At 64.1% G+C, this 26,295-nt stretch carries 19 protein-coding genes, 1 tRNA gene, 1 rRNA gene and 2 pseudogenes; 14 read left to right on the top strand and 9 right to left on the bottom strand.

Annotated features, from left to right (window positions below; genetic code table 11):
- From E1809_RS24840 to E1809_RS24825, 4 genes and pseudogenes are all read left to right on the top strand, one after another.
- Nucleotides 1-549: pseudogene (locus E1809_RS24840) on the top strand (hypothetical protein); the annotation flags it as partial.
- 222 nt (nt 550-771) lie between these two features.
- Nucleotides 772-4,341 carry a MobF family relaxase gene (mobF, locus tag E1809_RS24835; protein WP_133206904.1) on the top strand — a complete coding sequence of 1,190 codons (3,570 nt, stop codon included), beginning with the start codon at nt 772-774 and terminating at the stop codon, nt 4,339-4,341.
- A 119-nt stretch (nt 4,342-4,460) separates the two neighbouring features.
- On the top strand, nt 4,461-4,673 hold the full coding sequence (locus tag E1809_RS24830; protein ID WP_133206903.1) for a helix-turn-helix domain-containing protein: 213 nt from the start codon (nt 4,461-4,463) through the stop codon (nt 4,671-4,673).
- A gap of 24 nt (nt 4,674-4,697) precedes the next feature.
- Nucleotides 4,698-5,891, top strand: coding sequence for a tyrosine-type recombinase/integrase (locus E1809_RS24825; protein WP_133206902.1), 1,194 nt, complete (start codon nt 4,698-4,700; stop codon nt 5,889-5,891).
- 116 nt (nt 5,892-6,007) lie between these two features.
- Here the strand turns inward: E1809_RS24825 and E1809_RS24820 are convergent.
- Together E1809_RS24820 and E1809_RS24815 are read right to left on the bottom strand one after the other, a co-directional pair.
- Nucleotides 6,008-6,081, bottom strand: a tRNA-Thr gene (locus E1809_RS24820).
- 248 nt (nt 6,082-6,329) lie between these two features.
- Nucleotides 6,330-7,208, bottom strand: a complete 879-nt coding sequence (locus E1809_RS24815) for a DsbA family protein (protein ID WP_133206901.1) — start codon at nt 7,206-7,208, stop codon at nt 6,330-6,332.
- 167 nt (nt 7,209-7,375) lie between these two features.
- Between E1809_RS24815 and E1809_RS24810 the strand changes: the two genes are divergently transcribed.
- The 4 genes from E1809_RS24810 to E1809_RS24795 all read left to right on the top strand — a co-directional run bounded on the left by E1809_RS24810 (nt 7,376) and on the right by E1809_RS24795 (nt 12,449).
- Complete coding sequence (locus E1809_RS24810; protein ID WP_133206900.1) at nt 7,376-8,866, top strand: alpha,alpha-trehalose-phosphate synthase (UDP-forming); 1,491 nt, start codon at nt 7,376-7,378, stop codon at nt 8,864-8,866.
- Nucleotides 8,856-9,671, top strand: a complete 816-nt coding sequence (otsB, locus tag E1809_RS24805; protein ID WP_133206899.1) for a trehalose-phosphatase — start codon at nt 8,856-8,858, stop codon at nt 9,669-9,671. Before E1809_RS24810 ends, otsB begins: the two co-directional genes overlap by 11 nt.
- Nucleotides 9,672-9,867: 196 nt before the next feature.
- Nucleotides 9,868-10,950 (top strand): ABC transporter ATP-binding protein, encoded by a 1,083-nt coding sequence (locus tag E1809_RS24800; protein ID WP_133206898.1) that lies wholly within the window; start codon nt 9,868-9,870, stop codon nt 10,948-10,950.
- Between the two features lie 86 nt (nt 10,951-11,036).
- Nucleotides 11,037-12,449 carry a DUF4032 domain-containing protein gene (locus tag E1809_RS24795; RefSeq protein WP_133206897.1) on the top strand — a complete coding sequence of 471 codons (1,413 nt, stop codon included), beginning with the start codon at nt 11,037-11,039 and terminating at the stop codon, nt 12,447-12,449.
- A gap of 60 nt (nt 12,450-12,509) precedes the next feature.
- Here E1809_RS24795 and E1809_RS24790 read toward each other — a convergent pair whose 3' ends face one another.
- The gene (locus E1809_RS24790; RefSeq protein WP_133206896.1) at nt 12,510-13,181 is read right to left on the bottom strand and encodes a GntR family transcriptional regulator; all 672 of its coding nucleotides are present in this window, start codon (nt 13,179-13,181) and stop codon (nt 12,510-12,512) included.
- 20 nt (nt 13,182-13,201) lie between these two features.
- On the bottom strand, nt 13,202-14,668 hold the full coding sequence (locus E1809_RS24785; protein ID WP_133206895.1) for a chlorohydrolase family protein: 1,467 nt from the start codon (nt 14,666-14,668) through the stop codon (nt 13,202-13,204).
- Nucleotides 14,669-14,812: 144 nt separating this feature from the next.
- On the opposite strand from E1809_RS24785, the gene E1809_RS24780 reads away from it, so the two are divergent.
- The 6 genes from E1809_RS24780 (at nt 14,813) to E1809_RS24755 (ending at nt 22,093) form a co-directional block, all read left to right on the top strand.
- Complete coding sequence (locus E1809_RS24780) at nt 14,813-15,868, top strand: ABC transporter permease (RefSeq protein ID WP_133206894.1); 1,056 nt, start codon at nt 14,813-14,815, stop codon at nt 15,866-15,868.
- A gap of 45 nt (nt 15,869-15,913) precedes the next feature.
- Nucleotides 15,914-17,638 carry an ABC transporter substrate-binding protein gene (locus E1809_RS24775; protein WP_133206893.1) on the top strand — a complete coding sequence of 575 codons (1,725 nt, stop codon included), beginning with the start codon at nt 15,914-15,916 and terminating at the stop codon, nt 17,636-17,638.
- A 63-nt stretch (nt 17,639-17,701) separates the two neighbouring features.
- The gene (locus tag E1809_RS24770) at nt 17,702-18,703 is read left to right on the top strand and encodes an ABC transporter permease (RefSeq protein WP_133206892.1); all 1,002 of its coding nucleotides are present in this window, start codon (nt 17,702-17,704) and stop codon (nt 18,701-18,703) included.
- Nucleotides 18,700-19,809: an ABC transporter ATP-binding protein gene (locus E1809_RS24765; RefSeq protein ID WP_235835769.1), complete on the top strand. Its 1,110-nt coding sequence runs from the start codon at nt 18,700-18,702 to the stop codon at nt 19,807-19,809. Before E1809_RS24770 ends, E1809_RS24765 begins: the two co-directional genes overlap by 4 nt.
- A gap of 7 nt (nt 19,810-19,816) precedes the next feature.
- Nucleotides 19,817-20,839, top strand: a complete 1,023-nt coding sequence (locus E1809_RS24760; RefSeq protein WP_133206891.1) for an ABC transporter ATP-binding protein — start codon at nt 19,817-19,819, stop codon at nt 20,837-20,839.
- Between the two features lie 24 nt (nt 20,840-20,863).
- On the top strand, nt 20,864-22,093 hold the full coding sequence (locus E1809_RS24755) for an amidohydrolase family protein (protein WP_133206890.1): 1,230 nt from the start codon (nt 20,864-20,866) through the stop codon (nt 22,091-22,093).
- Nucleotides 22,094-22,164: 71 nt separating this feature from the next.
- Here the strand turns inward: E1809_RS24755 and E1809_RS24750 are convergent, their stop codons facing one another.
- From E1809_RS24750 to rrf, 5 genes and pseudogenes are all read right to left on the bottom strand, one after another.
- Nucleotides 22,165-23,160, bottom strand: coding sequence for an MFS transporter (locus E1809_RS24750; RefSeq protein ID WP_235835768.1), 996 nt, complete (start codon nt 23,158-23,160; stop codon nt 22,165-22,167).
- A 381-nt stretch (nt 23,161-23,541) separates the two neighbouring features.
- The gene (locus tag E1809_RS24745; protein ID WP_165962496.1) at nt 23,542-24,936 is read right to left on the bottom strand and encodes an FAD-binding oxidoreductase; all 1,395 of its coding nucleotides are present in this window, start codon (nt 24,934-24,936) and stop codon (nt 23,542-23,544) included.
- Between the two features lie 48 nt (nt 24,937-24,984).
- Nucleotides 24,985-25,356, bottom strand: a pseudogene (locus tag E1809_RS27825) (GNAT family N-acetyltransferase); the annotation flags it as partial.
- A gap of 73 nt (nt 25,357-25,429) precedes the next feature.
- Nucleotides 25,430-25,924 carry an SRPBCC domain-containing protein gene (locus E1809_RS24740; protein ID WP_133206888.1) on the bottom strand — a complete coding sequence of 165 codons (495 nt, stop codon included), beginning with the start codon at nt 25,922-25,924 and terminating at the stop codon, nt 25,430-25,432.
- A gap of 101 nt (nt 25,925-26,025) precedes the next feature.
- Nucleotides 26,026-26,142 (bottom strand): 5S ribosomal RNA (rrf, locus tag E1809_RS24735).
- Between the last annotated feature and the right edge of the window lie 153 nt (nt 26,143-26,295).

The following is a 26,295-nucleotide window of genomic DNA, read 5'->3' as shown; positions in this document are numbered from 1 at the left end:
ATCCCCAAGCAGCCCCGGCGCTTTTCCTCCGTCACGATGAGCGAGGAAGAACGGTGGGGCCACGTCCAGACCCTGCTCCACGACCAAACGATGCGCCATTACACCCGCATCGGCGGCCTGTTCATGCTCCTGTTCGCCCAGCCCCTGACCACGATCTGCCGCATGCACGCGGACCAAGTCACCGTCACCGACGACGGCCAGGTCACCGTCACGTTCGAGCGCACCCCGATCCTCATGCCCGAACCCCTGGACCGGATCATCATCGAGCACATGAACCGGCGCGGCCAGGCCTCCTACGCCAGCAGGAACAGCCGCTGGCTCTTTCCCGGCGGGATTCCGGGCAACCACCTGGCCACCGAAAACATCCGCGGACAACTCGTTGACCACGGCATCAAACCCTACAACTCCCGCAAAGCAGCCCTGTTCCAACTCGCAGCCGAAATCCCGACGCCCATCCTGGCAGAGCTGCTCGGCATCTCCACGACCACCGCCGTCCGCTGGGCCGAACTCTCCTCCCGAAACTGGAACGCGTACATCGCGCAACGCTGAACTCGACCCATCAGAATACGACCCCTCCGCCAGTAGACCGTGAGCGCCGACTCACGGCCAGTCATGTAGCGGTTGGGCCCGGTGTTGATGAACCGACATGAATGGAAAGACTTGTCGCGAATGTGGTCAAGACTTCGAACAGTCTCGCACCTCGCAGCGATTCTGCGCTACACGCTGTGACAATAGGCAGCGTGACCGTCGACGGCGGACACGGAGACGGCCATGACCATGTCCATCGCAAGGCTCTCCGCGCAGTCGGGACTGAAGTACCTCTTCAAGACCACGATGATGGACGATCTGACGGTCATTCCCGCGGATGCCACCACCTACTACATGAAGGCCGGGACACCGCAGGGACGCTGGCTCGGAAGCGGGCTGCAAGGCATCAACCGCACCAGTGGCGACGCGGCCACCGAAACCGACGCCAAAGCCATCTTCGACCACGTCACCCACCCGGACACCGGGGCTCCTCTCGGCCGCCCGCATAGCCAGCCCACCGTCGTCCAAAACACCCAAAGACAAACCAGCACCCGCCGGGCCATCGCCGGCTTCGACCTCACGTTCAGCGTCCCCAAATCCGTCTCCGTGCTCTGGGCACTCAGCCCCAGGTCCCTCCAAGACCAGATCCTGCAAACCCACCACTACGCCGTCAACGCCACCCTGCAATGGCTGGAAGAGTCCGTCATCCACACCCGTGCCGGACGCAACGGTGTCGCCCGCATCGGCACCACGGGAGCCATCGCCGCAGCCTTTGACCATTGGGAATCACGCTCCGGGGACCCGCAGCTGCACACGCACCTGGTCATCGCCAACCGCGTCCAGCGCATCACCGACGGCGCCTGGGTGACCCTCGACTCCCGGACCCTCTACAAGGCAGCGGTCGCCGCAAGCGAACACTACAACGGCCTGCTCTTCGACGCCCTGCACCGCCACCTCGGAACCGACACCGACATCCGCGAGCCCGCAGCCACCACGCATAACCCGAGTGCGCAGCTGACCGGCGTCGATGACAGCCTGATCCGCGAATTCTCCCACCGGTCCCGCCTCATCGAGGCGGAGACCGACCGCCTCGTCGCCGATTGGACCACAATCCACGGCACTCCCCCTACCGCGACCACCACCATCAAGCTCCGCCAGCAGGCAACCCTTTCCACGCGAACCCCCAAACCCGAGACCGTCACGCCGCTGCACGAGCTCTCCGCACAATGGAGGGCACGCGCGGCAGCCAAGGGTTTCGAGCCCCGGCTCGTTCTCGCCGCCACCATCCGGAGGTCACGGACCAATCCGTTCCGCTCGTCCGACTTCACCGCCGACTGGATCGACGCCGTGGCTTCCCTCACGCGCGAGCGTGTGGCGGCGAAACGCGCCACCTGGAACCGCTGGAACCTCTTCGCAGAGGCCGAACGGGTCTGCGCCGCGATCCGCTGCCACACATCGGAGGACCGCAACGCCCTGATCGACGCCGTCGCCACCGCCGCCGAGACCCAATCGGTTCCACTGAACGACTACCGCTACAGCGTCCCCGCGAACGCGCAGCCCGATCTCCACCTAGGCAGGCGGAGCGTCTTCGACTTCCACGGCTCCCGCCTCTACACCGACGCCACCACCCTCGCCAGCGAAGAGACCGTCATGGCGGCAAGGAACGACGACGGCGGCCCCGCCGTCCGGCCAATGGTCGGCATGGATGAACTCGCCGGCTACCAGCACCACGGAAAATTCGGGCTGCACGACGACCAGCGCGCCGCCGCTGCAGAGATCCTGCTAAGCGGAAACCGGCTCGACGCCGTCGTCGGACCCGCCGGAACCGGTAAGACCACCACCCTCGGCGCAATCAAGGCAGCCTGGGAAGCAGAATTCGGTCCCGGCAGCGTCGTCGGATTGGCGCCCGCGGCGGCGAGCGCCGAGGTTCTCGGGCAGGAACTGTCCATGGTCGCGGAGAATGTCGCCAAGTGGCTGTACGAGTCCGCCGGCGAGGGGGCCAGTCGCCGGGCTGAGCGGTTCTTCGATGCGGAGTGGCGGCTCACCGATCCTGTGGCTAAGTCAAGCCCGCAGACCGCTTTGCTCGCACAGAAAGCCGCTTGGCTCTCCGCTGAGCAGGACCGGTGGCGGTTCCATCCGAACCAGCTGGTGGTCGTTGATGAAGCCTCCATGGTGTCCACTCTTCAGCTGTCGGCGCTGGTGCACCAGGCCCGGGACGCCGGAGCCAAGGTCCTGTTGGTGGGCGACCCCGGACAGCTGGATGCCATCGATGCCGGCGGCGTCCTCGGTTGGCTGGACCGCCAGGGCAAAACCAGCCGGCTGAGCACCATCTGGCGGTTCGAACACGCCTGGGAACGGGAGGCCTCCCTGAAGCTCCGTGCCGGGGAATTCGCGGCCATCACCGACTACGACCGGCATCAGCGGATCCGGCACGGCACGTACCTGGACATGGTCGACCAGGCCTACCTGAACTGGCAATCTGACATCGGCGCCGGAAGGACGTCCATCCTGATCGCTGCGGACAACGACACCGTCAGCATGCTCAACGAACGGGCCCAGGCAGACCGGGTGATCCAAGATCTCGTGGACGCCGAACAGACCGTCCTTCTGGGCGACGGGCTGCGCGCCGGCCGGGGTGACACTGTCATCGCCCGCCGCAACGACCGTGCCATCACAGACAGCAACGGTGACTTCATCCGCAACGGCACTCTGCTCGACGTCGTGCGTGTCGGCAGGCGCGACGGTTCCCTCACCGCGGTCCGCAGGGACACCGGCGCCACCATCACGCTGCACAGGGACTACGTCGAGTCGGCCGTGGAACTGGGATACGCGGCCACAGCCCACCGCTCCCAAGGAATCACGGTCGACACCGGCCACACCGTGGTCACGCAAGGCCGGCTCACGCGCGAGCTTCTCTACGTGAGCATGACCCGCGGACGCGGCGGCAACTACGCGTACATCAGCGAAAACGACCCCGCCGACCACGAGCCTCTTGGTCCTTCCCACGAAGAGTCGTGGCGGGAGATCCTTGGCGAAGTGCTCGCGGCCGAGGGTGCCGAACGGACCGCCCACGAAGTCCGCGACGCCGAACAGTCCAGCGCCGACAGCCTGGAACGGCTCAGCGCCGAATACGACTACCTCGCCCAGATCGCGGCCGCCGAAGACCTGACCAAGTTCCTTAACATCCAAACCCCGGGGAAGGCCGAGGAACTGCAACAATCGCCGTCCTGGGGCGCAACCGTCGCAGCCTGGCGCCGAGCAACCGCGCTCAGCCGACCCGGGGCTCAGCGGACTGTCACCGCCGCTTTGGAAACAAGCGGCGACGCAAAGGACGCCGCAGCCGTTCTGCACGCCCGGCTCGTCAATTTCTCATCCCGCATGCCAGCCGGCGACCGTGCCGTCATCCCCGAACCACTTCATACCAACCGGCCCGACCTCGCTGACATGATCAAACAAGTAACGGAACGGACCAAACGCAGGGCACTCGCCGTCACCAAAGCCGCACTCAAACAGGACACGGAATGGAAACGAAACCTCCTTGGCTTCCTCCCACCGAACACGACCACCGAAGACACAGCCCGCCTGATCGCCAGGGTTGCCGTCTACAGGGACCGATGGGACATCCACGACTCACCCCTTCCGCTGGGACCTGCACCCGCGGACTTTGAGTGGGAACGGACATCGCAGTACGAACACATCGAGCGCGCTATTGACCAAATTACGGCCCGGCCCGCCCGTCAACAACCCGGCCAATGGCTGGAAGATTCGATCTCCCGACAAGCCAATCCCAATACCGTCGGTTGGCGTCTCTGACATCAGGATTGCCGTGCCCGCCGGCAGGGTCATGCCGTCCGAACCTTTGTCTCCCATGAAGGAGGAACACTGCCTGGGCGGTGTCAGGCGCAAACCGTGGAAGAAGATGGAGACTCCAAATGACAACGACGCCAAAGCGAAACCAGCCCGTCGAGGTTGACGAACAGTGGCTCACCCCGAAAGAGATCTGCGCACGGCTTCAGATCCCCGAACAGACTTTCTACCAGTGGCGCGCAAAGCACGCCGGGCCTCCGGCCTACCGAATCGGCCGACACCTTCGAATCAGCCACGCCGATTTTGTCGCCTGGCTCTCCCGTCACGCGGAGCTTTAGCCGTCACGCGGCCACCTCGCAGAGATGAGCAGGTATCCCCTGCCGCTCGGAACATGGGGGACGATCCGAACCGAGCGGGCAACCGCAAAGACCTGGCGCGCCCGAACCAATTTCCGCGACATGGACGGAAAACTGCGGCAGGTGGAGGCACGCGGACCATCAGCCGCGGCCGCCCGACGGAACCTGCAAATCCGGCTCCAGAAACGTAGCACCCCACGCAAAGGCTTGATCGCGGCCACGGACAAGATCAGCCAGCTCGCGGACCTCTACCTTCTGGAACTGGACCGCTCCGACAAAGCATCACGGACCAAGGACAAATATTCATTCAGCGTCAAGAAGTACATAACCCCTGCCCTCGGATCCATCCGGATCGGCGAAGCGACGTCCGGAGTTATCGACTACTTCATTCGCGATGTCGTCGACAATGCCGGACCAGCCACGGCCCGGACCTGCGGTGCCGTGCTCTCCGGGATGTTCAAGATAGCCCGCCGGCACGACGCCGTCACAACCAACCCGGTCCTCGGGATATCCATCCCGCGCACAGCGTCGGCCAAACCCCATGCGTTGACACCCGAACAATTTCTGGACTTGCGATCCAAACTCATCGTCTGGGAAAACGAGCCCGCGCTCGGCCGGACCCGGACACAAGAACTTCATGAAATCGCCGATTTCCTCATCTTCACGGGCCTCCGGGCCGGGGAACTTTTCGCCCTGCGATGGGAAGACATCGAGCTCGACGCCACTCCCCCGACCGTCTTCATCAACGCCACGGTCATCCGGACATCCAATGGCGGGGTAAGGATTCAAGACCACCCCAAGTCGCAACATGGCATCCGCCATGTCACAGTTCCCGACTTCCTCGTGGCCAGGCTTCATGAACGGCAAAGTCGCCAGGACCCGGCCACAAATCCACTCAACCTCGTCTTCCCGTCCACCACCGGCACGGTCTGCGACCCGAACAACGTCGGCAAAACATGGCGGAAAGCCGCTGACGCCATCGGCTACCCCTGGGTAACCTTCAAGACATTCCGCAAGGCAAACGCAACCCTCATTGCCCGGACCATGGGAGTCGAAGCCGCAGCGTACCAGGCCGGCCATTCCAAGGTTTCAATGACTCAGAAACACTACATCGAGGAATACAAAGAAGCCCTGGACACCCGCGGCGCACTCAGCGCCTTCAACCCGGACCCACCCAGGCCGCCGGGCATGGGCCTGTAGCCCGGTGTGGACTCAGTTCGAAACTGAATCTAGTGAGTTTATGGTGAGTCATGGTTGTAATGAGCACTTTTCGCTCTTCCCTCGGGAGTAAAACCGCAGGTCAGAGCCAAACTAAGAGCCCCCTGTCGGATTCGAACCGACGACCCCCGCTTTACAAGAGCGGTGCTCTGGCCAACTGAGCTAAGGAGGCACGCTCCGGCGGACCGGAGCGAACACAACCGCACCGGAACCGGTGCGCAAGCGCTAAATAAGGGTAGCCCACGACCTCCCGCGCACGGAAATTCCGCCGGGCGGAAGCCCGCGGAAATTCCGCGGGACGGGAACCCCGGAAATTCCGCCGGGGCACGAGCCCGTTAAAACCAACGAGCCGCCCCTTTTCGGGACGACTCGCTGCGCTAGCCCGCCGGGCCAGCTCCCCGGCCCAAGCTAAGCGATTACCTACTTCTTCGCAGCGATGGCCGCGTTCAGCACGGTGGTGAAGTCCGTTTTGTTGTCCCACTGCTGGCCGTCGACGAAGACCGTGGGCGTTCCCGTGACCCCGATGACGGAGGCCTCCTTCGTGATCACCTTGACGAATGGTCTGTAGGTCTTGCCGTCGATGCACGAGTCGATGTTGGCGGACCCTGCTTGTGTGGCCATTTTCTTGAGGTCGTTGTCCGAGATGCCGGGGCTGCCTTCAGCGGGCTGCTGGGCGTAGAGCAGGTTCACGAAGTCGGAGTAGTGTTCCGGGGACACGTTGGCCACGCACGCTGCCGCGTTGGCTGCGCGGGAGGAGTAGTTGGTGGTGGAGCTCGCGTCGAGGAAGCCGAGCGGGCGGTATTCCAGCGTGATCTTGCCGTCGTTGCGCAGCTGGGTCAGCTGGTCGTTGTAGGTGGCTTCGAAGTTCTTGCAGATGGGGCAGATGAAGTCGATGTAGGCCACCACCTTCACCGGCTTGCCCGCTTCGGCTTCGGTGCCGGGCGCGGTGATCGTGGCCGGTTTGGTGGCTGGAGCGGACGGCAGGCTGGCGAGGCTGACGGTGGAGGCCGCCGACTTCGTCACGTCGCTAGCCTTCAGCAGCGTGACGCCGCCGTGCACGTTGGCGTTGGCCGGCGTCGGGCCCTGATCGGCGATCGGCGCGTTGTTGGCGATGTTCTGGGTGACCACGAGGGCCACCACCGCGAGGATCGCGACGACGGCAACCACGATGCCCCAGCCGATGAGCAGCTTGTTGCGCTTGTCTTTCTTGACCTGCGCTTCCCGGATCTGCCGGGCCTTCTCGCGGGCCTGGGCGGTGCGCTCTGCCTTTGACAGGCGTGGTTCGTTTGCGGGGCTCATCAGTTCCTCGTGGTTGGTCGAACAGCGTTGATCTAGCTATGGCATCGGGGCCATTTTACGGGAGAAGACTGGGGTCTTTGGCTCCGGTTTGAGGAACGAGCAGGTGCCCTCGAAGATTCCCGCCGGTAGGGTGGGATGTGAGTCACAAGCAACGCCAAGGGGCTGAAATGCAAGAAACGGCAAGCGAAAAAATCGAGACCGCGCCCGAAAACAGACAGCCGCCGGAAGCCAAGAAATTCGATTTCATGGTTGTTTCCAATCGCCTTCCGGTAGACCGCTGCAGCAGCGATGACGCGGAAAACGACGACGACGGGTGGCGTCGTTCTCCCGGCGGCCTGGTGACTGCCCTGGCACCTTTGATGATGAAGGCCGACGGCGCGTGGGTCGGTTGGCATGGCGCTCCTGATGAGGAGCTTGAACCGTTCAGCCACGACGGCATCGACATCATCCCTGTGGCTCTCAGCACAAACGATGTTGAGTTGTATTACGAAGGCTTTTCGAACGCCACCCTGTGGCCCCTTTACCACGACGTCGTTGCCCCTCCCGAGTTCCACCGCGCGTGGTGGGACAGCTACCGCCGGGTCAACCGCAGGTTCGCCGACGCCGTCATCGAGCACGCAGCCCCGGACGCCACGATTTGGGTGCAGGACTACCAGCTCCAGCTCGTGCCGAACATGCTCCGCCAATCACGCCCGGACCTGCGGATCGGTTTCTTCAACCACATCCCGTTCCCGGCGCCGGAGATCTTCGCCCAGTTGCCGTGGCGGCGCGCCATCATCGAGGGCTTGCTCGGCGCGGACCTGATCGGCTTCCAGCGGCCGAGCGACGCGGCGAATTTCATGCGTTCGGCGCGCCGCTTCGTTGGCGCGAGCATCAAGCAGCAGCAGATCCAGGTCAAGGGGCCTGAGGGCGAGGTCTCCCATGTGGCGCGCGCCCAGGCGTTCCCGATCTCCATCGCGGTGGACCAGATCAGCGAGTTGGCGCACCGGCCGGACATCATCGAGCGCGCCCGGCAGATCAGGCAGGACCTGGGCAATCCGAAGACGATCCTCCTGGGCGTGGACCGACTGGACTACACCAAGGGCATCGGCCACCGACTGAAGGCCTTCGAGGAACTCCTCAAGGAGGGGCGCCTGACGGTGGAGGATGCCACGCTCATCCAGGTGGCGAGCCCCAGCCGCGAGCGCGTGCAGCAGTACCGGCTCCTTCGTGAGGAGATCGAGGGCACGGTGGGCCACATCAATGGCAGTTACGACACCATCCAAAACACCGCCGTCCGCTATCTCCACCACAACTACCCCATAGAAGAGATGGTGGCCTTGTACTTGGCGGCCGACGTCATGCTCGTCACGGCATTGCGGGACGGCATGAACCTCGTGGCCAAGGAGTACGTCGCCGCCAGGACGAACGACACGGGCGCCCTCGTCCTGAGCGAGTTCACCGGGGCCGCGGACCAGCTCAAGCAGGCGCTCCTCATCAATCCCCACGACATCGACGGGCTCAAGGGCACCATCATGAGGGCCGTGCACTTGCCCGCCAACGAGTCGCGCCGCCGCATGCGGTCCATGCGCAAGGAGATTTTGGAGCACGACGTCGACCATTGGTCCGCGGGTTTCCTCGCCGCACTGGCCGAAGGGGAGCTCGGCGATGACTCGTGAGTCCACGCCCCTAAGCCTCTCGCCGGAGCTGCTCGACGCCGTTCGCCGGATCGCGGGAACCGAACGTCTCCTGGTCGCCATGGATTTCGACGGCACCATCTCGCCGATCGTGGACCGTGCCGGCGACGCCCGGCCACTTGGGCGTTCGGCAGCCGCTTTCGCTGGACTCGCCAAGCTTCCGCGTACGACGACGGCACTCATCTCCGGGCGGGCGCTGGCCAGTTTGCGGGCGGTCGCCTCGCCCCCTGACGCCACGTTGCTGATCGGGAGCCACGGCGCCGAGGCGTGGCTTGGCCCGGGATCCGTGGGACTCCAGCTCGATGACGCGCAGCGTACGCTCCTCGCGGAAGTCCGCGAAGTCCTGGACGGAATCTCGAGGGAAGCTCCGGGGACGGTCCTCGAGGACAAGCCGGCCGGCGTCGTACTCCACACAAGGCAAGCTGCGGACGACGTCGCGGAGGACGCCGTGGCGGCCGCCCGCTCGGTCCTTGACGGCTGGCCGGGGGTCTACCTGAAGGACGGCAAACGCGTTCTGGAAACTTCGGTGGTGCATTCGTCGAAGGGCGAGGCCGTCGAATTCCTACGGCAGGCCACGGGCGCAACTGCGATCCTTTTCGCGGGGGACGACCTGACCGACGAAGACGCGATTGCGAGCCTGCGCACCGGCGATGTCGGGGTGAAGGTCGGGCTGGATTTCACACAGGCCGAATTCCGTGTGGAAGCCCCGGTCCACGTCGCAGAACTGCTCGAATCACTCCTCCGCGAACGCCGGCTCGAAATTTCCCGAGACACATTTCACATGTGACCTTCGTAACATTTGTGCGAATAACCTGTACCCCTGCAATACTCTTGGGTGTGATGTGACGCACACGTACCGTGCGGCATCACACGAAATCCCCTGCCCAGGGCTCCAGCTCGGGGTGGGGGTTCCAATTGAATACACATGAACCATTCACAACGGATCGTCCGGCACGTACCTGCCGGTGAAGGGATTGATAACTGTGGCTACAGTTACTTTTGATAACGCTACGCGTCTGTACCCGGGCACAGATAAGCCCGCCGTCGATAAGCTCAACATCGACATCGCCGATGGCGAATTCCTGGTCCTCGTTGGACCGTCCGGTTGCGGTAAGTCCACCTCCCTGCGCATGCTCGCAGGCCTTGAGGACGTGAACTCGGGCCGCATCCTGATCGGCGATCGCGACGTCACGGACGTCCCGCCGAAAGACCGCGACATTGCCATGGTTTTCCAGAACTACGCCCTTTACCCGCACATGACTGTTGCGGACAACATGGGCTTCGCACTCAAGATCGCCGGCGTTTCAAAGGAAGAGCGCGCCGAGCGTGTCCGCGAAGCAGCCAAGCTTCTTGACCTCGAGCAGTACCTGGACCGCAAGCCGAAGGCACTCTCCGGTGGTCAGCGCCAGCGTGTCGCCATGGGCCGCGCTATCGTCCGTAACCCGCAGGTCTTCCTCATGGACGAACCGCTCTCCAACCTCGACGCCAAGCTCCGCGTCCAGACCCGCACCCAGATCGCGTCCTTGACCCGCCGCCTCGGCGTCACCACGGTCTACGTGACCCACGACCAGGTCGAGGCAATGACCATGGGTGACCGCGTCGCGGTCCTGAAGGACGGCCTGCTGCAGCAGGTCGACACCCCGCGCAACCTGTACGACCGTCCGCGGAACGTCTTCGTGGCCGGCTTCATCGGCTCCCCTGCCATGAACCTGCTGGAACTGCCGGTCGTGGACCGCGGTGTTCAGTTCGGTGGCACGGTGTACCCGGTCCCGCACGACGTCCTTGAAGACGCAACCGGCAAGACCGTCACGGTCGGCTCCCGTCCTGAAGACCTCGAGACCGCCGCTCCGGGCGAGGGCCTTGAGGTCGAGGTCGACGTCGTCGAAGAGCTCGGTGCGGACGCCTACGTCTACGGCCACACCACGCTCGACGGCAAGAGCCACGACATCGTGGCACGCGTCGACGGCCGCCGTCCTCCGATGAAGGGCGAGTCCATCTGGGTACGCCCGCAGTCGGGCCACGTGCACCTGTTCGACACCAAGACGGGCCTGCGCCTGGGCGACTAATCCCCACCGCACTACCGACGGCGGCCCCTCCACTGGACGGGCCGCCGTCGTCGTTAACCGCACCCCCGATACGGAAGAATTGACCCATGAGCGAGCAAAGCGGTGCCCAGTGGCATGACGAACCCACCGACTACGGGCAGATCGGAAAACTGCCCCGCACGGAGGCCGCCAGCGCGAATGACACCACCCCTCCCGCGAGCGTCATCGGTTCCCTTAACATCACCGCCGCCGCGGCGGATCCCGAACTCCTCGACCTGCCGTGGCACATCGCCCTCGAAGAGTGGCCGGCCGAGAACCTCGCAGCCCTCCCCCGCGGTATTTCCCGGCACATCGTGCGCTTCGCGCACTTGGGAGGCTCCGTCATCGCCATCAAGGAAACGTCCGAACACGTCGCGCGGCACGAGTACCACATGCTCCGCAAGCTGGCCCGCCTGGATGTGCCGTGCGTCGAGCCCGTCGCCGTCATCACGGGCCGCACCACAGTTGACGGTAGGCCGCTGAATCCCGTGCTGGTCACCCGGCACCTCAAATTCTCTATGCCGTACCGAGCGCTGTTCTCGCAGATGCTCCGCCGCGACACCCTGACACGCCTCATCGACGCCCAGGCATTGCTGCTCGTCCGGCTGCACTTGATCGGTTTCTATTGGGGCGACGTTTCCCTGTCCAACACGCTGTTCCGCCGCGACGCCGGCGCGTTCGCCGCGTACCTCGTGGACGCCGAAACGGGCGAGCTCTATCCGGACCTGTCCAAGGGGCAACGCGAATACGATCTCGAGATCGCGCGCGTGAACATCGCCGGTGAACTCATGGACTTGCTCGAGGGAGGCCTCATCGAGGAGAAGGTGGATCCGGTGGCGACGTCGGAACTCATCATGGACTCGTACCGTCGCCTCTGGGCGGAACTCACCGAGAAGGAATCGTTCGAACTGGGTGAGCGCTGGCGCGTGGGCGCCCGCATCCGGCGCCTCAACGAACTCGGCTTCGACGTCGAGGAATACGCCATCAAGACCACCCAGAACGGTTCCACCATCCAGCTCCAGCCGAAAGTCGTCGACGCCGGCCACCACCAGCGCCGCCTGCTCCGCCTCACCGGCCTGGACGCCCAGGAGAACCAGGCCCGCCGCCTTCTCAACGACATGGACTCATTCAGGGCGGACAACAACCCGGACCTGGACGAGGAAATCAGCGCCCACGCCTGGGTCAGCCGGATCTTCGAGCCGATTGTCCGGTCCATTCCGCGGGACCTCGCGGGCAAGCTCGAACCGGCCGAAGTTGTCCACGAGGTCCTTGAGCACCGCTGGTACATGAGCCAGAAGCAGGACCGCCACATCCCGCTGGCCGAAGCCGTACAGTCCTACTTGGACACCGTGCTCCGGCACCGGCGGGACGAGGCAGCGATCATGCTCAACCCGGACACGGCTCTGCTCAAGATCCTCGAAGCCGAAACCGAGGAATCCCGTTACGACGAAATCGACGAGTACCCAGACTCCGACGACTAATCGAGTTTGTGTACAGATCCCCTTAAAACGCTTCTTAAGGGTGGTTATCTGTACACAAACTCAGGGCTCGAGGGTCTCTGCCAGCCCGGCGAGCACCGGCTCGCGGCCCAGTTCGATGTGCGAATAGGCCAAGCTGTACGCGAGCTCGGCCTTTCCGCCGACGATCGCGTTGCACAGCTCCATGTGCTCGTCACGCTGCAGTTCGTTGCTGCGGTTGTGCGCGAGCCCGAAAATCCACCGCATCCGGCCGAAAAGCGGCTTGACCGATTCGATGAGCAAGCGGTTGCCGGAGACACGGACGATTTCGGCGTGGAATGCGGCGCTAAGGCGTACGACGTCGTCCGTCCGGTCGTCGTCGATCGCTTGCCGGGCTTCCTCCACCAGGTCGCGCAAGCGGCCGTCGGACCCGCCCGCCGCGACGCGCATCGCCGCGGCGCGGGCGGCAAAGGTTTCAAGGCACAAGCGGACATCGAAGAGCTCATTCACATCGGTGAGCGTCAGCTGGCGCACCACCGCTCCCCGGCGCGGAAAGGTCTCCACGAAGCCGTCCTGCTCAAGGCGTTGGATGGCTTCGCGCACGGGAATGCGCGAAACGTTGTAGAGCTCGGACAGTTCACGCTCGCGCAGGCGCGTTCCCTGTGCGAATTCTCCGGCCACGATCCCTTCGAGGACCAGTTGGTAGACCTGTTCGGCCCGGGCTTCGTCGTCGCGGCCCGTCAGCGTTTCCGGCATCGGCGTTGGCCACCCTTCTTTCAGCGCTCCACCCGAGCATACACGGGCGGAAACAGCTCATCCGCGGTCCGCTGCGACGCGTCGCGCAGCGAATAGGCGTCCCTCATTTTGTCGAAGAGCTCCTGCCCCTTGCGGCGCCAGAAGTCGAGGTCGACGCCGTCGATCTTGCCGTTGCGCATAATGGTCCGGCCGGCGACGACGGAAAGCACCGCTTGGCGGGCCGTTCCGTTGAGCAGGAGTGTCCGGATGGGGTCGTCCTGCACGCCGTCCTTGAAATTGTCCAGGGAAAAGGCAACCATGTCTGCTTGCGCGCCGGCCTCCAAGCGACCGAGGTCGGGCCGCCGCAATGCCTTCGCCCCACCGAGCGTTGCGGCGTCGACGTATCCGGCAACGTCCCCGGCCCCCATGTCCCCCGCCAGGATTTTCGCGAGCTGGACGCCGGACTCGATGCCGCGGACGAGGTCCGGCGGGAAGGAATCCGTGCCGAGGGCGATGTTGATGCCCGCTTCCTTGTAAGCGGCGAAGGAATCCAGCACGCCGCCGTAGCGCATGGAAGTCAAGGGACAGTGAATAATACTGGCGCCCGACTCCGCCAACCGGTCAAGGTCGCCCCGGTCTTCGCCGTACACAGCCGCGTTGCGGTCCGTGTAGGTCGCATGCGGAATGAGCAGCCGCTCATTGAGCAGGCCAACGAGGTCCAGGAGTTCCAGCGGCGTGACACCGTACTCGTCCTGGATAAGTTGCCGTTCCACCAAGCCCTGCAGGGAGTGGAGCCGCACCAGCACGTCGCGATCAGCAGAGAGCTTCGCGGTTCCCCTGAGCAATTCCATGTCCAGGGTTTCTATCCGACATGGCAGCAGGACTCCCTGCACCAAAGGATCGGCCAGTTCGCGGACATGATCCAGGAATTTCTCCGCGTCGGCGAAACCCTCGGTTCCTTTGCCGTCGTCGAACATCACGGAACGCTCGCCGCCCTCCAACAGCACATTGACGCCGGAACGGTATGCCGGGCCGAGGTAACCGCGGAGCCCGAGGCGCCGGCTGGTTTCGGCCATGTCCGCGAGTTCCTCGAACGTCTCGGCCCACTCTGAATGGACTTCGGACGCAATGGGCATGTAGGTGGTGATGCCGTGCAGGACGAGCTGGATCAGGGCGTATTCGCGGATTTGGCTTCGTTCTTCGGGCGTGAAGACGTCGGTGCGGCGGTGGCGGAAATAGTCTTCGGACCACTGATACCCCTTGCCGAGCTCGGCTCCGGCCCAGCTGTCGAGCAGCAAATGGTCGATGTCCGTCAGGGCATCCAGGTCAATGAGGCCGGGCATGAGCAAGGCATCCCCGACGTCCTGCTGCGCGTCGATCGGACCGTCATATTCCGTGCCGACGAATTCGATGACGTCGTTCCGGTACACCACGCAAGCGTCCCGGAGGAGGACGTGGGTGCCGTTGCAGAAGCCCAAGACATGGCGGGCGCTTACCTTCGTGATCACGGAGATTCCTTTCGAGAGTGACTACTCTCACAGATAATACTGTTTGGTATTCCAGATAGGTGAATTGCTTGTGATTTACATCGCATCGAACGGGCGCTACTCTGTCTTTGGTATACAAAAGTTCCGGAGCTTGCTCCTTGGACCATGAATCGAGCACCCTCGTTGACCCAGCTACAGTCCACCGTCGAACCCACTGCTGAGAGTCCCTCCTCCGATGCATCTTCCGGCACGGCCTCGGGCGCATCCGCCGCTGAGGCAAGGTCCCTCCTCGCTACGGCCTGGTTGCGGATCCGCCGGAGCAAGATCGCCCTCTTGAGCCTGTGCATCGTGGTGGCCATTATGTTGTTCGCTATCCTCGGCCCGATCCTGAGCGCGATGTCAGGGAACGATCCCTTCACTTCCAACACCAGCCCGGACGTCCTGGACGACCTCCAGACTCCAGGCCTGCCCCTTCCCGGCTACATGTACCCCTCGGCCGCACACTGGCTCGGCGTAGAACCCGGGCTTGGCCGTGACCTGTTTTCCCGCCTCGCCTATGGCGGCCAGGTCTCACTGACCATCGCCTTGTTGTCCACCGCAGTCTCCGTGGTCCTCGGAACCGTCATTGGCGCGGCCGCGGGCTACTTCGGCGGAAAGACGGACGCCATCATCAGCCGGATCATGGACCTTTTCCTGGCCTTTCCCCACCTCCTGCTGGTTCTTTCGCTCACACCCATCCTGCAATCACGGCTTCGGAACACGGCTCTGGGCCAAGGCAGCTTCCTCCCCATGGCGTCACTCGTGATCATCCTGGGCTTCTTCGGCTGGGCCTACCTCGCACGCATCGTCCGGGGCCAGGTGCTGAGCCTCCGCGAGCGCGAATTCGTCGAGGCCGCGCGGTCTTTCGGAGCCTCCCACCTCAGTGTGCTGTTCCGCCAGATCATTCCTAACGTCATGGGCGTCGTGCTGGTCTACGCCACCATGCTGATCCCCACTAACATCTCCGCCGAAGCAGCCCTGTCCTTCCTCGGCGTCGGCGTCAAGGACCCCACGCCGTCGTGGGGCCAGATGCTGAACGCGGCGCAGTCCGGCAACTGGTACCTCAGCGATCCGTGGTTCCTCGCCGTACCCGGCGTCATGCTCATCGTCACGGTGCTCGCGTTCAACCTGCTTGGTGACGCCGTGCGCGACGCCCTCGACCCCAAAGCCTCGCGCCACTAATTTCCCCACTTTCCGTTTCACCCACCCATCCCCAAGAGGAGAAGTATGAATACCCCCAGCAAAGCGCTGGCACTTGCCGTGCTCATCGCCACTGCCGCCACCGGCTGCGCGGCCGGCCAGAGCCAGCCCGGGACTGCCGCTTCCGGCGCGTCAACCGCCGAGCAGGCTCCCGAGATCGTCAAGCCTGGTTTCACCACCAAGGGCGGCAACATCAACGTCCTGATGTCCTCGGACTTCCAGACCCTCGACCCAGGCAACAGCAACTACGTGCAGACGGCCAACGTTGGCCAGCTGTACTACCGGAACCTCACCATGGCCAAGGAAACGGCGGGCCAGCCGCCCACCATCGTTCCGGACCTCGCCACCGATACCGGCCAGGTGTCCAAAGACGGACTCACCTGGACGTTCACCCTCCAAAAGGGCGTCAAATTCGAAGACGGCAGCCCCATCACTTCCGCCGATGTGAAGTACGGCATCGAGCGCACCTTCGCCCAGGACGTGTACACCCAAGCACCGCAAGAGCTCAACGCAGCGCTCGACGCCGGTGGGTACAAAGGGCCGTACAAGGATCCTTCCGCTGACCTCAAGGCAGTCGAAACGCCCGATGCGCGCACCATTGTCTTCCACCTGAAGAAGCCGTTTGCCGAGTTCCCTGCACTGGCCTCCCGTTCCAACACTTCCCCTGTCCCCAAGGACAAGGACACCAAGCTGGACTACACGAACCACCCGGTGTCCACCGGTCCGTACATGGTGGATTCCTACAGCCGCGGCAAGTCGCTCAAGCTGGTCCGCAACCCGAATTGGGATCCCGCAACGGACCCCAACCGCTCGGCTCTGCCGGACACGTTCACCTTCTCGCTGTCCACCTCGCAGGCAACCATCAGCCAGCAGCTCCTGGCCAACTCCGATCCCAACGCCATCACCCTGGACTCCAACGGCGCACTACAGACCTCGGACGCCGCGAAACTCGCCGACGCCCAGGTCAAGGACCGCGTGGCGTCCGGCCTGCTGGGTTGCAACGACGTCCTGAGCCTTAACACCCAGAAGATCACCGACCCCGATGTCCGCAAGGCCATCGCCCTGGCGTTGGACCGCCAGTCCATCCTCGTCCAGTACGGCGGACGCCGCTTCGGCGAACTCACCCAGACCCCGCTTAACTCCAAGATGCGCGGTTATGTAGCCACGGACCTGGAAATCGACCCAACCGGCAAGCCGAAGCTCGATGAAGCCAAGAAGCTCCTTGAGGGCAAGACGTACCCCAAGACCCTCACCTACGGTTACGCAAACAACCGGGACGCCTACAAGAACACCGGAACCGTGATCCAGCAGAACCTCAAGGCCCTCGGCATCGACGTCCAGCTTGTCCCGATTCCTGCCCCGAACTACTACTCGGTCCTCGCGAGCGACCAATTGCCTGACATCGCCCGTTCCGGATGGTGCGGCGGCGCGGACCCGGCGTCCGTGCGTACTTCCGCGGATCCTATCCTCGGTCCAAACAACGACGGCACGAGCTACGGCTTCTCCAACACGTCGCGCTACTTCGATCCCCAGGTCTCCAAGGCCATGTTCGATCTCCGCAACACCACCGGCACCTCCGAGGAACTGGGCAAGCAGTGGTCCGAGGAGTTCGGCAAGGCCCTGAAGACCTACCCGATCATCCCGCTCATCCGCACCCACACCAACAGCGTGGTGGGCTCGAACATCCGCAACGCCCAGGTCGGATACTTCTTCGGCGGTATCGACCTCTCGATCGTCGGCGTCCAGCACTAACCAAGCCAGTCCAGAAGGGAGGCGGGCCGTCCGGTCACCACCGGACGGCCCGCAACCAGCACCATGATCAGATTCATTCTTCGCCGGACAGGCTCACTGATCCTGCTTCTCGTCGCCGTCAGCTTCATCACCTTCACGCTGTTCCAGCTAGGCCCGGCAGATCCCGCGTCCGCGGCATGCGGCCAGGAGTGCACTCCCGAACGCATCGCGGAAGCCCGGGTGGCGCTCGGCATGGACCACCCGTTCTTCATCCAATACTTCGACTACATGCGCGGTTTGGTTTCGCCCCGCATGATCGGGGCACCCGGTGCTGAGTCGCTGTGCCAGTGGCCGTGCCTCGGCAAATCGTTCCAGACCAACGAGAACGTCTCGGACATCATTGCCCGTTCCTTGCCCTACACGTTGTCCATGGCTATCGGCGCCCTTGTGCTGTGGACCATCACCGGCGTCGGGCTCGGCCTGCTTGCCGCCCTCCGCAAGGGTTCCGCCACGGACAAGTTCATTGTTGCCGCTGCTTCCGTAGGCGTCTCCTTGCCCATTCCCGTCACCGGTTTGTTCCTCCTCCTGGTGTTCGTCAACCAACTGCATCTCTTGCCGTTCACCACCAACGAGATCAATAGTCCATTCGGCGCCCAGGGACCGTGGGCCTGGGTGCTCAACTACTTCCTGCCGTGGGTCGCCCTCGCCGTGCTCTTCAGCGCCGCCTATATCCGGGTCACCCGGACCAACATGATCGAGACTTTCAGCGAGGACTTCATCCGGACCGCGCGTGCCAAGGGCCTGGCGCCCAGGACAGTGACGTTCAAGCACGGCGTCCGGGCCGGAATCACTCCGGTGGTGACCATGCTCGGCATGGATATCGGGCTCCTCCTGGGTGGCGCCGTCCTCACCGAACAGATCTTTTCGGTCCCGGGGCTCGGCTTTACCGCCGTTCGGGCGGCAATCTCCGGAGACCTCCCCGTCACCATGGCCATCACCATGCTGGCCGCCTTCTTCGTCATCGTCGCGAACGTCGTCGTCGACCTCGCTTACGCAGCCATCGATCCCCGAGTGAGGCTCCAATGACCCAGCTCCAGCCCGGCGCCGCAAGCGCCGCCACTCCTTCAAGCGCCACCAGCCGCACACGCAAAGCCACCCGCACTCGCGAAGCCACCGCCCGCCCGGGCGAGTCCGGCGCCTTCCTCGATGTCCGCAACCTGTCCGTGAAGTTTCCCACCGACGACGGCCTCGTCTCGGCCGTCAACGGCATGGATTTCAGCTTGGAACGTGGACAGACCCTCGGAATCGTCGGTGAATCCGGCTCCGGCAAATCCGTGACCAGCCAGGCGCTCATGGGCTTGCTCAAGGGCACATCCGCGCAGGTCACCGGCCAGGCCATGTTCCAAGGCAAGGACCTCGTCACGCTGCCCGAGTCCGGCATGCGCCAGCTGCGCGGCCGGAACATCGGCATGATCTTCCAGGACCCGCTCTCGGCCCTCCACCCCTTCTATACGGTCGGCCACCAGATCGCCGAGGCGTATCTTGTCCACAACAACGCGAGCAAGAAGCAGGCCCGGGCGGCCGCCGTCGACATGCTTGGCCGGGTGGGAATTCCCAGTCCCGAACAGCGTTTCGACGAATATCCGCACCATTTCTCCGGCGGGATGCGCCAGCGTGCCATGATCGCCATGGCGTTGATTTGCGAGCCGGAACTGCTCATCGCGGACGAGCCCACCACTGCCTTGGACGTCACCGTGCAGGCGCAGATCCTGGACCTCATGGCCGAGCTCCAACAAGAAACGAATTCGGCGCTGATCCTCATCACCCACGACCTCGGCGTGGTGGCGGAGGTCTGCGACTCGGTCCTGGTCATGTACGGCGGGCAGTGCGTCGAATCGGGACCGGTCGACGAGATCTTCTACGACACCCGGCATCCGTACACCCTGGGCCTGCTCAAGTCGATGCCAACCCTTAACGGTTCCTCCGGCAAGCTCAACCCGATTCCCGGCCAGCCGCCGTCTCTCCTTGACTTGCCGAAAGGCTGCATTTTCAGCGCGCGGTGCGAATACGCGGCCCTCGCCGGTGACGGCGTGTGCGCGGGCACGCGGCCTGAGCTCGTGGTCGAGGACGGCCACGGCAAGCGCTGCCATTTGAGCGGCCCCCAAATCCTCACCATCCGGAATACGCGTTAGGACCACCATGGATACGCAGGCAATTCTCCAGGTGGAGAACCTCCAGAAGCACTTCCCCATCAAGGGCGGACTCTTCTCGCCGCAGGGGTCCAAGACCGTCAAAGCGGTCGACGGCGTCTCGTTCAGTCTCGGCCGCGGCCAGACTTTGGGGCTCGTGGGCGAGTCCGGGTGCGGTAAGTCGACCACCGGCCGCATGATCGCGCGGCTCATGGACCCGACGGGCGGACGGATCATGATCGACGGCGTCGACATCAGCAAGCTCGGCGGCCGCGATCTGTACAACTTCCGCCGCAAGGTCCAGATGATCTTCCAGGATCCCTTCGCGTCACTCAATCCCCGGCAAACCGTGGGCACGGCGATTGCGGCGCCGATGGTCGTCCAGAAGATCACGCCGACCGGAGGCTTGAAGAACCGCGTCAAGGAACTCCTCGAGCAGGTCGGCCTGAAACCCGAGCACTACAACCGTTTTCCCCACGAGTTCTCGGGAGGCCAGCGGCAGCGTGTGGGCATTGCCCGAGCCATCTCGCTCAACCCGTCCGTCATTGTGTGCGACGAGCCTGTCTCCGCCCTCGATGTGTCCGTGCAAGCCCAGGTGGTCAACCTCCTGCAGGAAATCCAGCGCGATACCGGGGTGTCCTATATCTTCATTGCCCACGACCTCTCCGTGGTCCGCCACATCTCGCACGAGGTAGCGGTCATGTACCTCGGCAAGATCGTGGAAAAGGGCTCCAGGGACGAGCTGTTCCGCGAGCCCCGGCACCCCTACACGAAGGCGCTGTTGTCGGCCGTTCCGCAGCCGGATCCAAAGGCGGCCCGTCAGCAGCAGAAGATCCGACTCCGCGGAGACCTTCCCTCCCCTGCCAATCCGCCCAGCGGTTGTGTCTTCCGTACTCGCTGTCCCCTGTTCGGCACTTTGGACGCCGAACAGCGGGAGCTATGCATCAACCACATTCCCGCGCCAGCCAGCGCGGCTGCTCCTGCCTGCCACCATTCGGGTCTGGCAGCGGCAGCCCTCGCTGGTGTGCAATAGATCCACAACCAAAGGAGCAACATAGTGAACACCCTGATCCGTGCCGTCCGCCCCTGGGGACAAGCGTTGAGCGACCTCTTCATCACGGACGGCAAGATCTCCGGCGTCGAACCCCATGACCCCGCGCGTACCGCCCCGGACTCGTCGACTACCGTCGTCGAAGGCCGCGGCCGCCTCCTGGTGCCGTCCTTCTCAGACGTCCATGTGCACCTGGACTCCACGAGGATCGGCCTGCCGTTCCGCGAACACACCGGCGGTCCGGGCGTCTGGACCATGATGATGAACGACCGCAAGAACTGGCGCAACGCCGAAGTTCCCTTGCAGGAACGCGTCAACAACACGCTCGGGCGGATGATCGCGCGCGGCACCACCCGAGTCCGTTCCTACGCCCAGATCGACGTCGACTGCCGCCTCGAGCGCTTCGACGCCGTCGTCGCCGCGAAGGAGCACTTCAAGGACCAGGCCGACGTCGATATCATCGCGTTCCCGCAAGCGGGCCTCCTCCTCGAGGAAGGCACCGTTCCGCTCATGGAAGACGCCCTCAAGGCCGGCGCCAACGTGATGGGCGGCATCGACCCCTGCAGCCTGGACCGTGATCCCGCGAAGCACCTCGATATCGTCTTCGGGCTGTCCGAAAAGTACCAGGTCCCCATCGATATCCACCTCCACGAGCTCGGCGAGCTCGGTGTCTTCAGCACGGACCTCGTCCTTGAGCGCACGCGTGCCCTCGGAATGCAGGGCAAAGTCACCATGTCCCACGCCTACCAGTTGGGCAGCGTCAACGAGGCCACCACCCGGCGCCTGATCGACGCGTTCGCGGAGCTGGACATCTCCATGGCGTCTGTCGCGCCGGGCTCCGCTGGCGTGGCGGGCCAGCTCCCCATCCCGTTGCTCGCCGAAGCCGGCGTCCGTATGGGCCTGGGCGAGGACGGCCAGCGCGACTACTGGTCCCCGTATGGCAACACGGACATGCTCGACCGCACTTGGCAGCTTGCCTTCACCCACGGCTTCCGCCGGGATGAGCTCATTGAGCACTGCCTCGCCATCGCCACGGTAGGCGGCGCGAGCATCCTCGATGCGTCCGCCACCCGCCTCAAGGGCACCGCGCACCGCCCCGGACTCGAGGCCGGCGACCCCGCCGAACTCCTGCTCCTCGACGGCGAAACAGTCGCTTCCGCCGTCATGGACCGCGGCAAGGACCGCACCGTGATCCACCGCGGCAAGGTCGTGGCCGAGCAACTCGAACTCATCTAAGGTCCCACGAACGCACAGTGGCCGGTTCCTCCGTCGAGGAACCGGCCACTTTTGTGTGGGTGCTTGAGGGACTAATGCCCGACGGCGACAGGCTCGCTTACCTTCTCGGCTTCGGCAGGTGCCACGGACACCGCCCGTCCCCGCACCGCGAAGAAACCCGCCGCGGCAAGCAGGACCGCCTCGGCGGCCAACGCCACGAACGGAACATCCCAGCCACCGGACCACTCATGCAGGAAGCCGGTTCCGAACGGTCCCAAGGAGGCCAAAGCAAAGCCCAGGCCTTGGCTCATGGCTGAGAGGCTTCCGGCGCTCGTCGGCTCGGCCGAGCGGATCACGACCAACGCCATACCGAGGCCAAAACCGGCGCTCTGGACCATCCCCAGCAACCCCACCATCAGGAACTGCTGGTCTGCGGGAGCCATCAGGACGCCGATCAAACCTGCCGCCACTAGAAGGCCCAGCCCGGGAGCCATGAGTTTCAGGACCGCCCGACGGCCCGCGAGGACGGGTGCAAGCAAGCTGGCTGGCAATCCCGCGATGCTGAACCACGCCAGAAGCGCAGCTGCATCGGACGGTGTGTGGCCTTTCGAGACCAGGAAAACGGCCAGCCAGGAAGTGACCGCGAAATACAACATGGCTTGCAGGCCGAAGAATGCTGTCACGGCCCACGCCGTCCGCTGCTTCCGGAGCGGAACCGGACGCTCCGCGCCGTAGCCGGGTATCGCCGTCGTACGCTGCACCGGGCTGGTCGAATCGTGGCTTTGGGTCGAACCAGTGCGGCGGATCAGGGCGGACGCCAGCACGGCAGGGACGGCCCACGCTGCCAGTGCCAACGGGAGGCTCCCACCAAGTGCCTGCTGCAGCGGCTGGACAAGTCCCGCCCCGAGTGCGGCGCCCAGGCCGAATCCCATGGTGCAGATCCCCGTCCACCAGCCCGTTCCACGATTCGCTTTGACGATCTGTGGCACCAGGACGCTGGCTGTCATGATCGAAGCGCCGGCGAGGAACGTCCCGGGCAACAAGAACCCAGGCACGAGCACCCTGAGAACCAGGGCAACCGCCAGCATGAGCAGCGCAACCGCAACCGCCCGGCCCGTGCCTAAACGGCGCCAGCCAAGGTCCCACCGGAGCCGAGACGCCGAATGCCAGGACCGGGAGTGCCCCAAGCAGCGGCAACATATGCGGGTCCAGCCCAAAGCCTGCCGGCAACTGCCCCATGGTGCCGGCGATTGCAGTGATGGCCGGGCGAAGGTTGACGGAGACGAGGGCCAGCGCTACGAGGACACCGGCTGTCTTGGCCGTGCTGCGATCTCCCACGGAATACTCCTCAAAACTCACTTGGTATACCAAATAAGATTAGAGGCGTATGGAAGGAAAGTAAACTGGCAGATTCGTGGCGTCAAAGTGTGACCGTGAACTAGGCTCCCAAAGTTTGGGATACCAGAGAGTTAGATAGCTTTACCTGGGTTCAAGATTCCGGCCGGGTCGAAAAGCGCCTTGATGCGGTGCTGCAGGGCGCGCAGCGGCTCCGGTTGCTCGAGGCCGAGCCACCGCAGCTTGTACTGCCCTACGCCGTGCTCCCCGGTGATGGTTCCACCCATCTCCAAGGCCGCGGCGATGGAGTCGTCCAAGGCAGCGTTGAGGCGCTGCACCGCATCAGCGTCCGTTTCCATTTCCGCGGGTTCCACCCAGAAAGTGGGGTGCAGGTTGCCGTCGCCGGCATGGGCCACCACTTTGAGCTGGACCTTATGGTGCTCGGCCATTCCTTCCAGGGCGGCGACATAGTCCACCAGCCGGGACCTCGGGACGGCGACGTCCTCTCCTACCCGGTATTCGTTGTCCGTTTCGTCTCCCCGGCTCGAGCGCCGCATCTCGACCAATCGCTCGGCTTCGGCGTTCGCTTCTGCCATGACCGTGGCACCGCCGGCGGCCAAGACCTCCCGCACGAGCGCCGCCTCCGCTGTCGCCCCAAATCCATCCGTTTGTATCAGCAGCAAAGCCTGGCCCCGTTCACTCAAGTCCGAACCATACAGCTCGTCGAGCTGGCGCAGCGTGCCGCCGTCGAGCATTTCCATGATGGCTGGCTGCACGCGGGCCTTGCCTACCGCGAGGACGCCAGCCGCAGCGCCGCGGAAGTCCGGATAGAACGCCGCCACGGTCTGCACATCCCTCGGCAGGTAACGGAGACGGACAGTGACTCCAACAACGATCCCAAGGGTCCCCTCAGAACCCACGAACAGCGCCGTAAGGTCGTAGCCGGCCACGCCTTTGAAGGTCTGGTGTCCGGTGTGCACGAGTGAACCGTCGGCAAGCACCACGTCCAGGGCCAGCACCGAGTCCCTGGTCACGCCGTACTTGGCACAGCGCAGGCCACCGGCGTTGGTTGCCACGTTGCCGCCGATCGTCGAAATCCGGTAGCTCGCCGGATCCGGGGCGTACATGAGTCCGTGTTCTGCCGCGGCCGCGTTCAGGTCTGCGTTGACCACACCGGGCTCGACGACGGCGGTCTCGTCATCCGCGTTGAGCTGCAGGATACGGTTCATACGTTCCACGCTGAGGACGATGCATCCTTGGCTAGCGTGCGCGCCTCCGGATATACCGGTTCCCGCGCCCCGGGCGACAATCGGAACGCCGTAGCGCGCGCAGCTGCGCACCACGTGCTGGACGTCTTCAATAGATTCCGCGAACACGACGGCGATCGGCAGGTGGAGGTCAAGGACCGGTCCGCGATCGGCGGCGTAGTCGGCGCGCGTCTCATCGTCGACAGACACCTGGCCCTCCGTGAGCCCCGCCGCAAGCTCCTCGAGGAACGTCTCGGTACGAGGAGAGATCCTCCGCGCCATCACAATTTCCTTCTTCGATTTGTCCTGGGGGTATGGCTGGCTGGCTCCGGTGGCCTCGAATCCGTGCCGGGCATAGAAAGCCTTCGCGCGGGAGTTGTCCTCGTGGACACCGAGCTCGATGACTCCAGCCCCGAGCTCCGCGCTCGCCACCAGGCACGCCTCATCCAACAGTTCAGCGGCGAGGCCAAGTCCCCGGTGCTCGGGCGCGACGTACACGCTGACAAGCATTGCGTGCCGGGCCTCGGAAGACTCCTCTGGGTTCTTGACCACCACGCGCATCAAACCGCTGATCTTGCTGCCGTCCGTCCCGTCGTCGGACACCAACGTGATGCTCGAATCACCGGACATCGTGATGGCGCGCTCTTGCCATTGCGCGTCGGTCTGGCGACGGGCGGCCACAAGGCTCTCGACGTAGGCCATCGGGGTATCAGCCAGCATCTCCAGCCGGACTTCGCGAAGCAATCGCCAGTCCGATGCCCCAAGGCGACGGATTCTATTCACTTCCACCACCCATGAACCGGACGTAACGCTCCAGGACGCCAGGCCAGCCGGCCGCGTAGTCCGCTCGCGTTTGGCCCGGGTTCTCGGCGCCCTCCCAGCCGTCGTGGACCAGGCGGACCTCAGTGCCGTCGTCGACACCGCGGAAAGCCACGCGGACTTCAGTGGACCACATCGCCGTGCTGCCCGGATACCAGCTCGCATGGAACGACATCGGAGGCTGCCAATCGTCGATCGTTCCCCACACCGAGGTTCGGCCATCCTCAGCGGTCTCCAGGATCAGGTTCTCCTCGAACTCGACGTGCGAGCCTTCCCCGTACACGCTGTGATCCGCCATCGGCCACCACAAGTGCGTGTGGTCGGTGAAGCCCATAAAAGCATGCGCCACAGGCGCACGTACGACGACGGTGCACGCCACGGGTTCAAGGTCAAAGGATCGATCTGGCTGGGGTTCGGAGTCCGGCGCGGGGTGACTGAAAAGGCTCTCCATGTGCACCAACTCTACCGCCCGGCCACGCCGCGTCTCTTGGTGGTTAAAGCGGGAGACCCCCGCACCCGGGGAGTGTGGGGGTCTCGACCATTTTGAGTGTTGTCCGGCGGTGTCCTACTCTCCCACACCCTCCCGGGTGCAGTACCATCGGCGCTGTGGGTCTTAGCTTCCGGGTTCGGAATGGGACCGGGCGTTTCCCCCACGCTATGACCGCCGTAACCTTTTCACCCGGCCCTGCCCCCGGTGTTGGGGGTGGGTGGGAAAACTGTGGGTTACAACATGTGGTGTTGTTATTCAGTTATTTTGGTTCCGGTTGTTGTTCGGGAACCACATAGTGGACGCAAGCAGTGTAAAGTCCCACACCCCGTGTT

The organism is Arthrobacter terricola (assembly GCF_004354015.1).
In the GTDB taxonomy this organism is placed as follows: domain Bacteria; phylum Actinomycetota; class Actinomycetes; order Actinomycetales; family Micrococcaceae; genus Arthrobacter; species Arthrobacter terricola.
The sequence above is the reverse complement of the archived record's forward strand: the minus strand, read 5'-3'. Positions and strand labels throughout refer to the sequence as shown.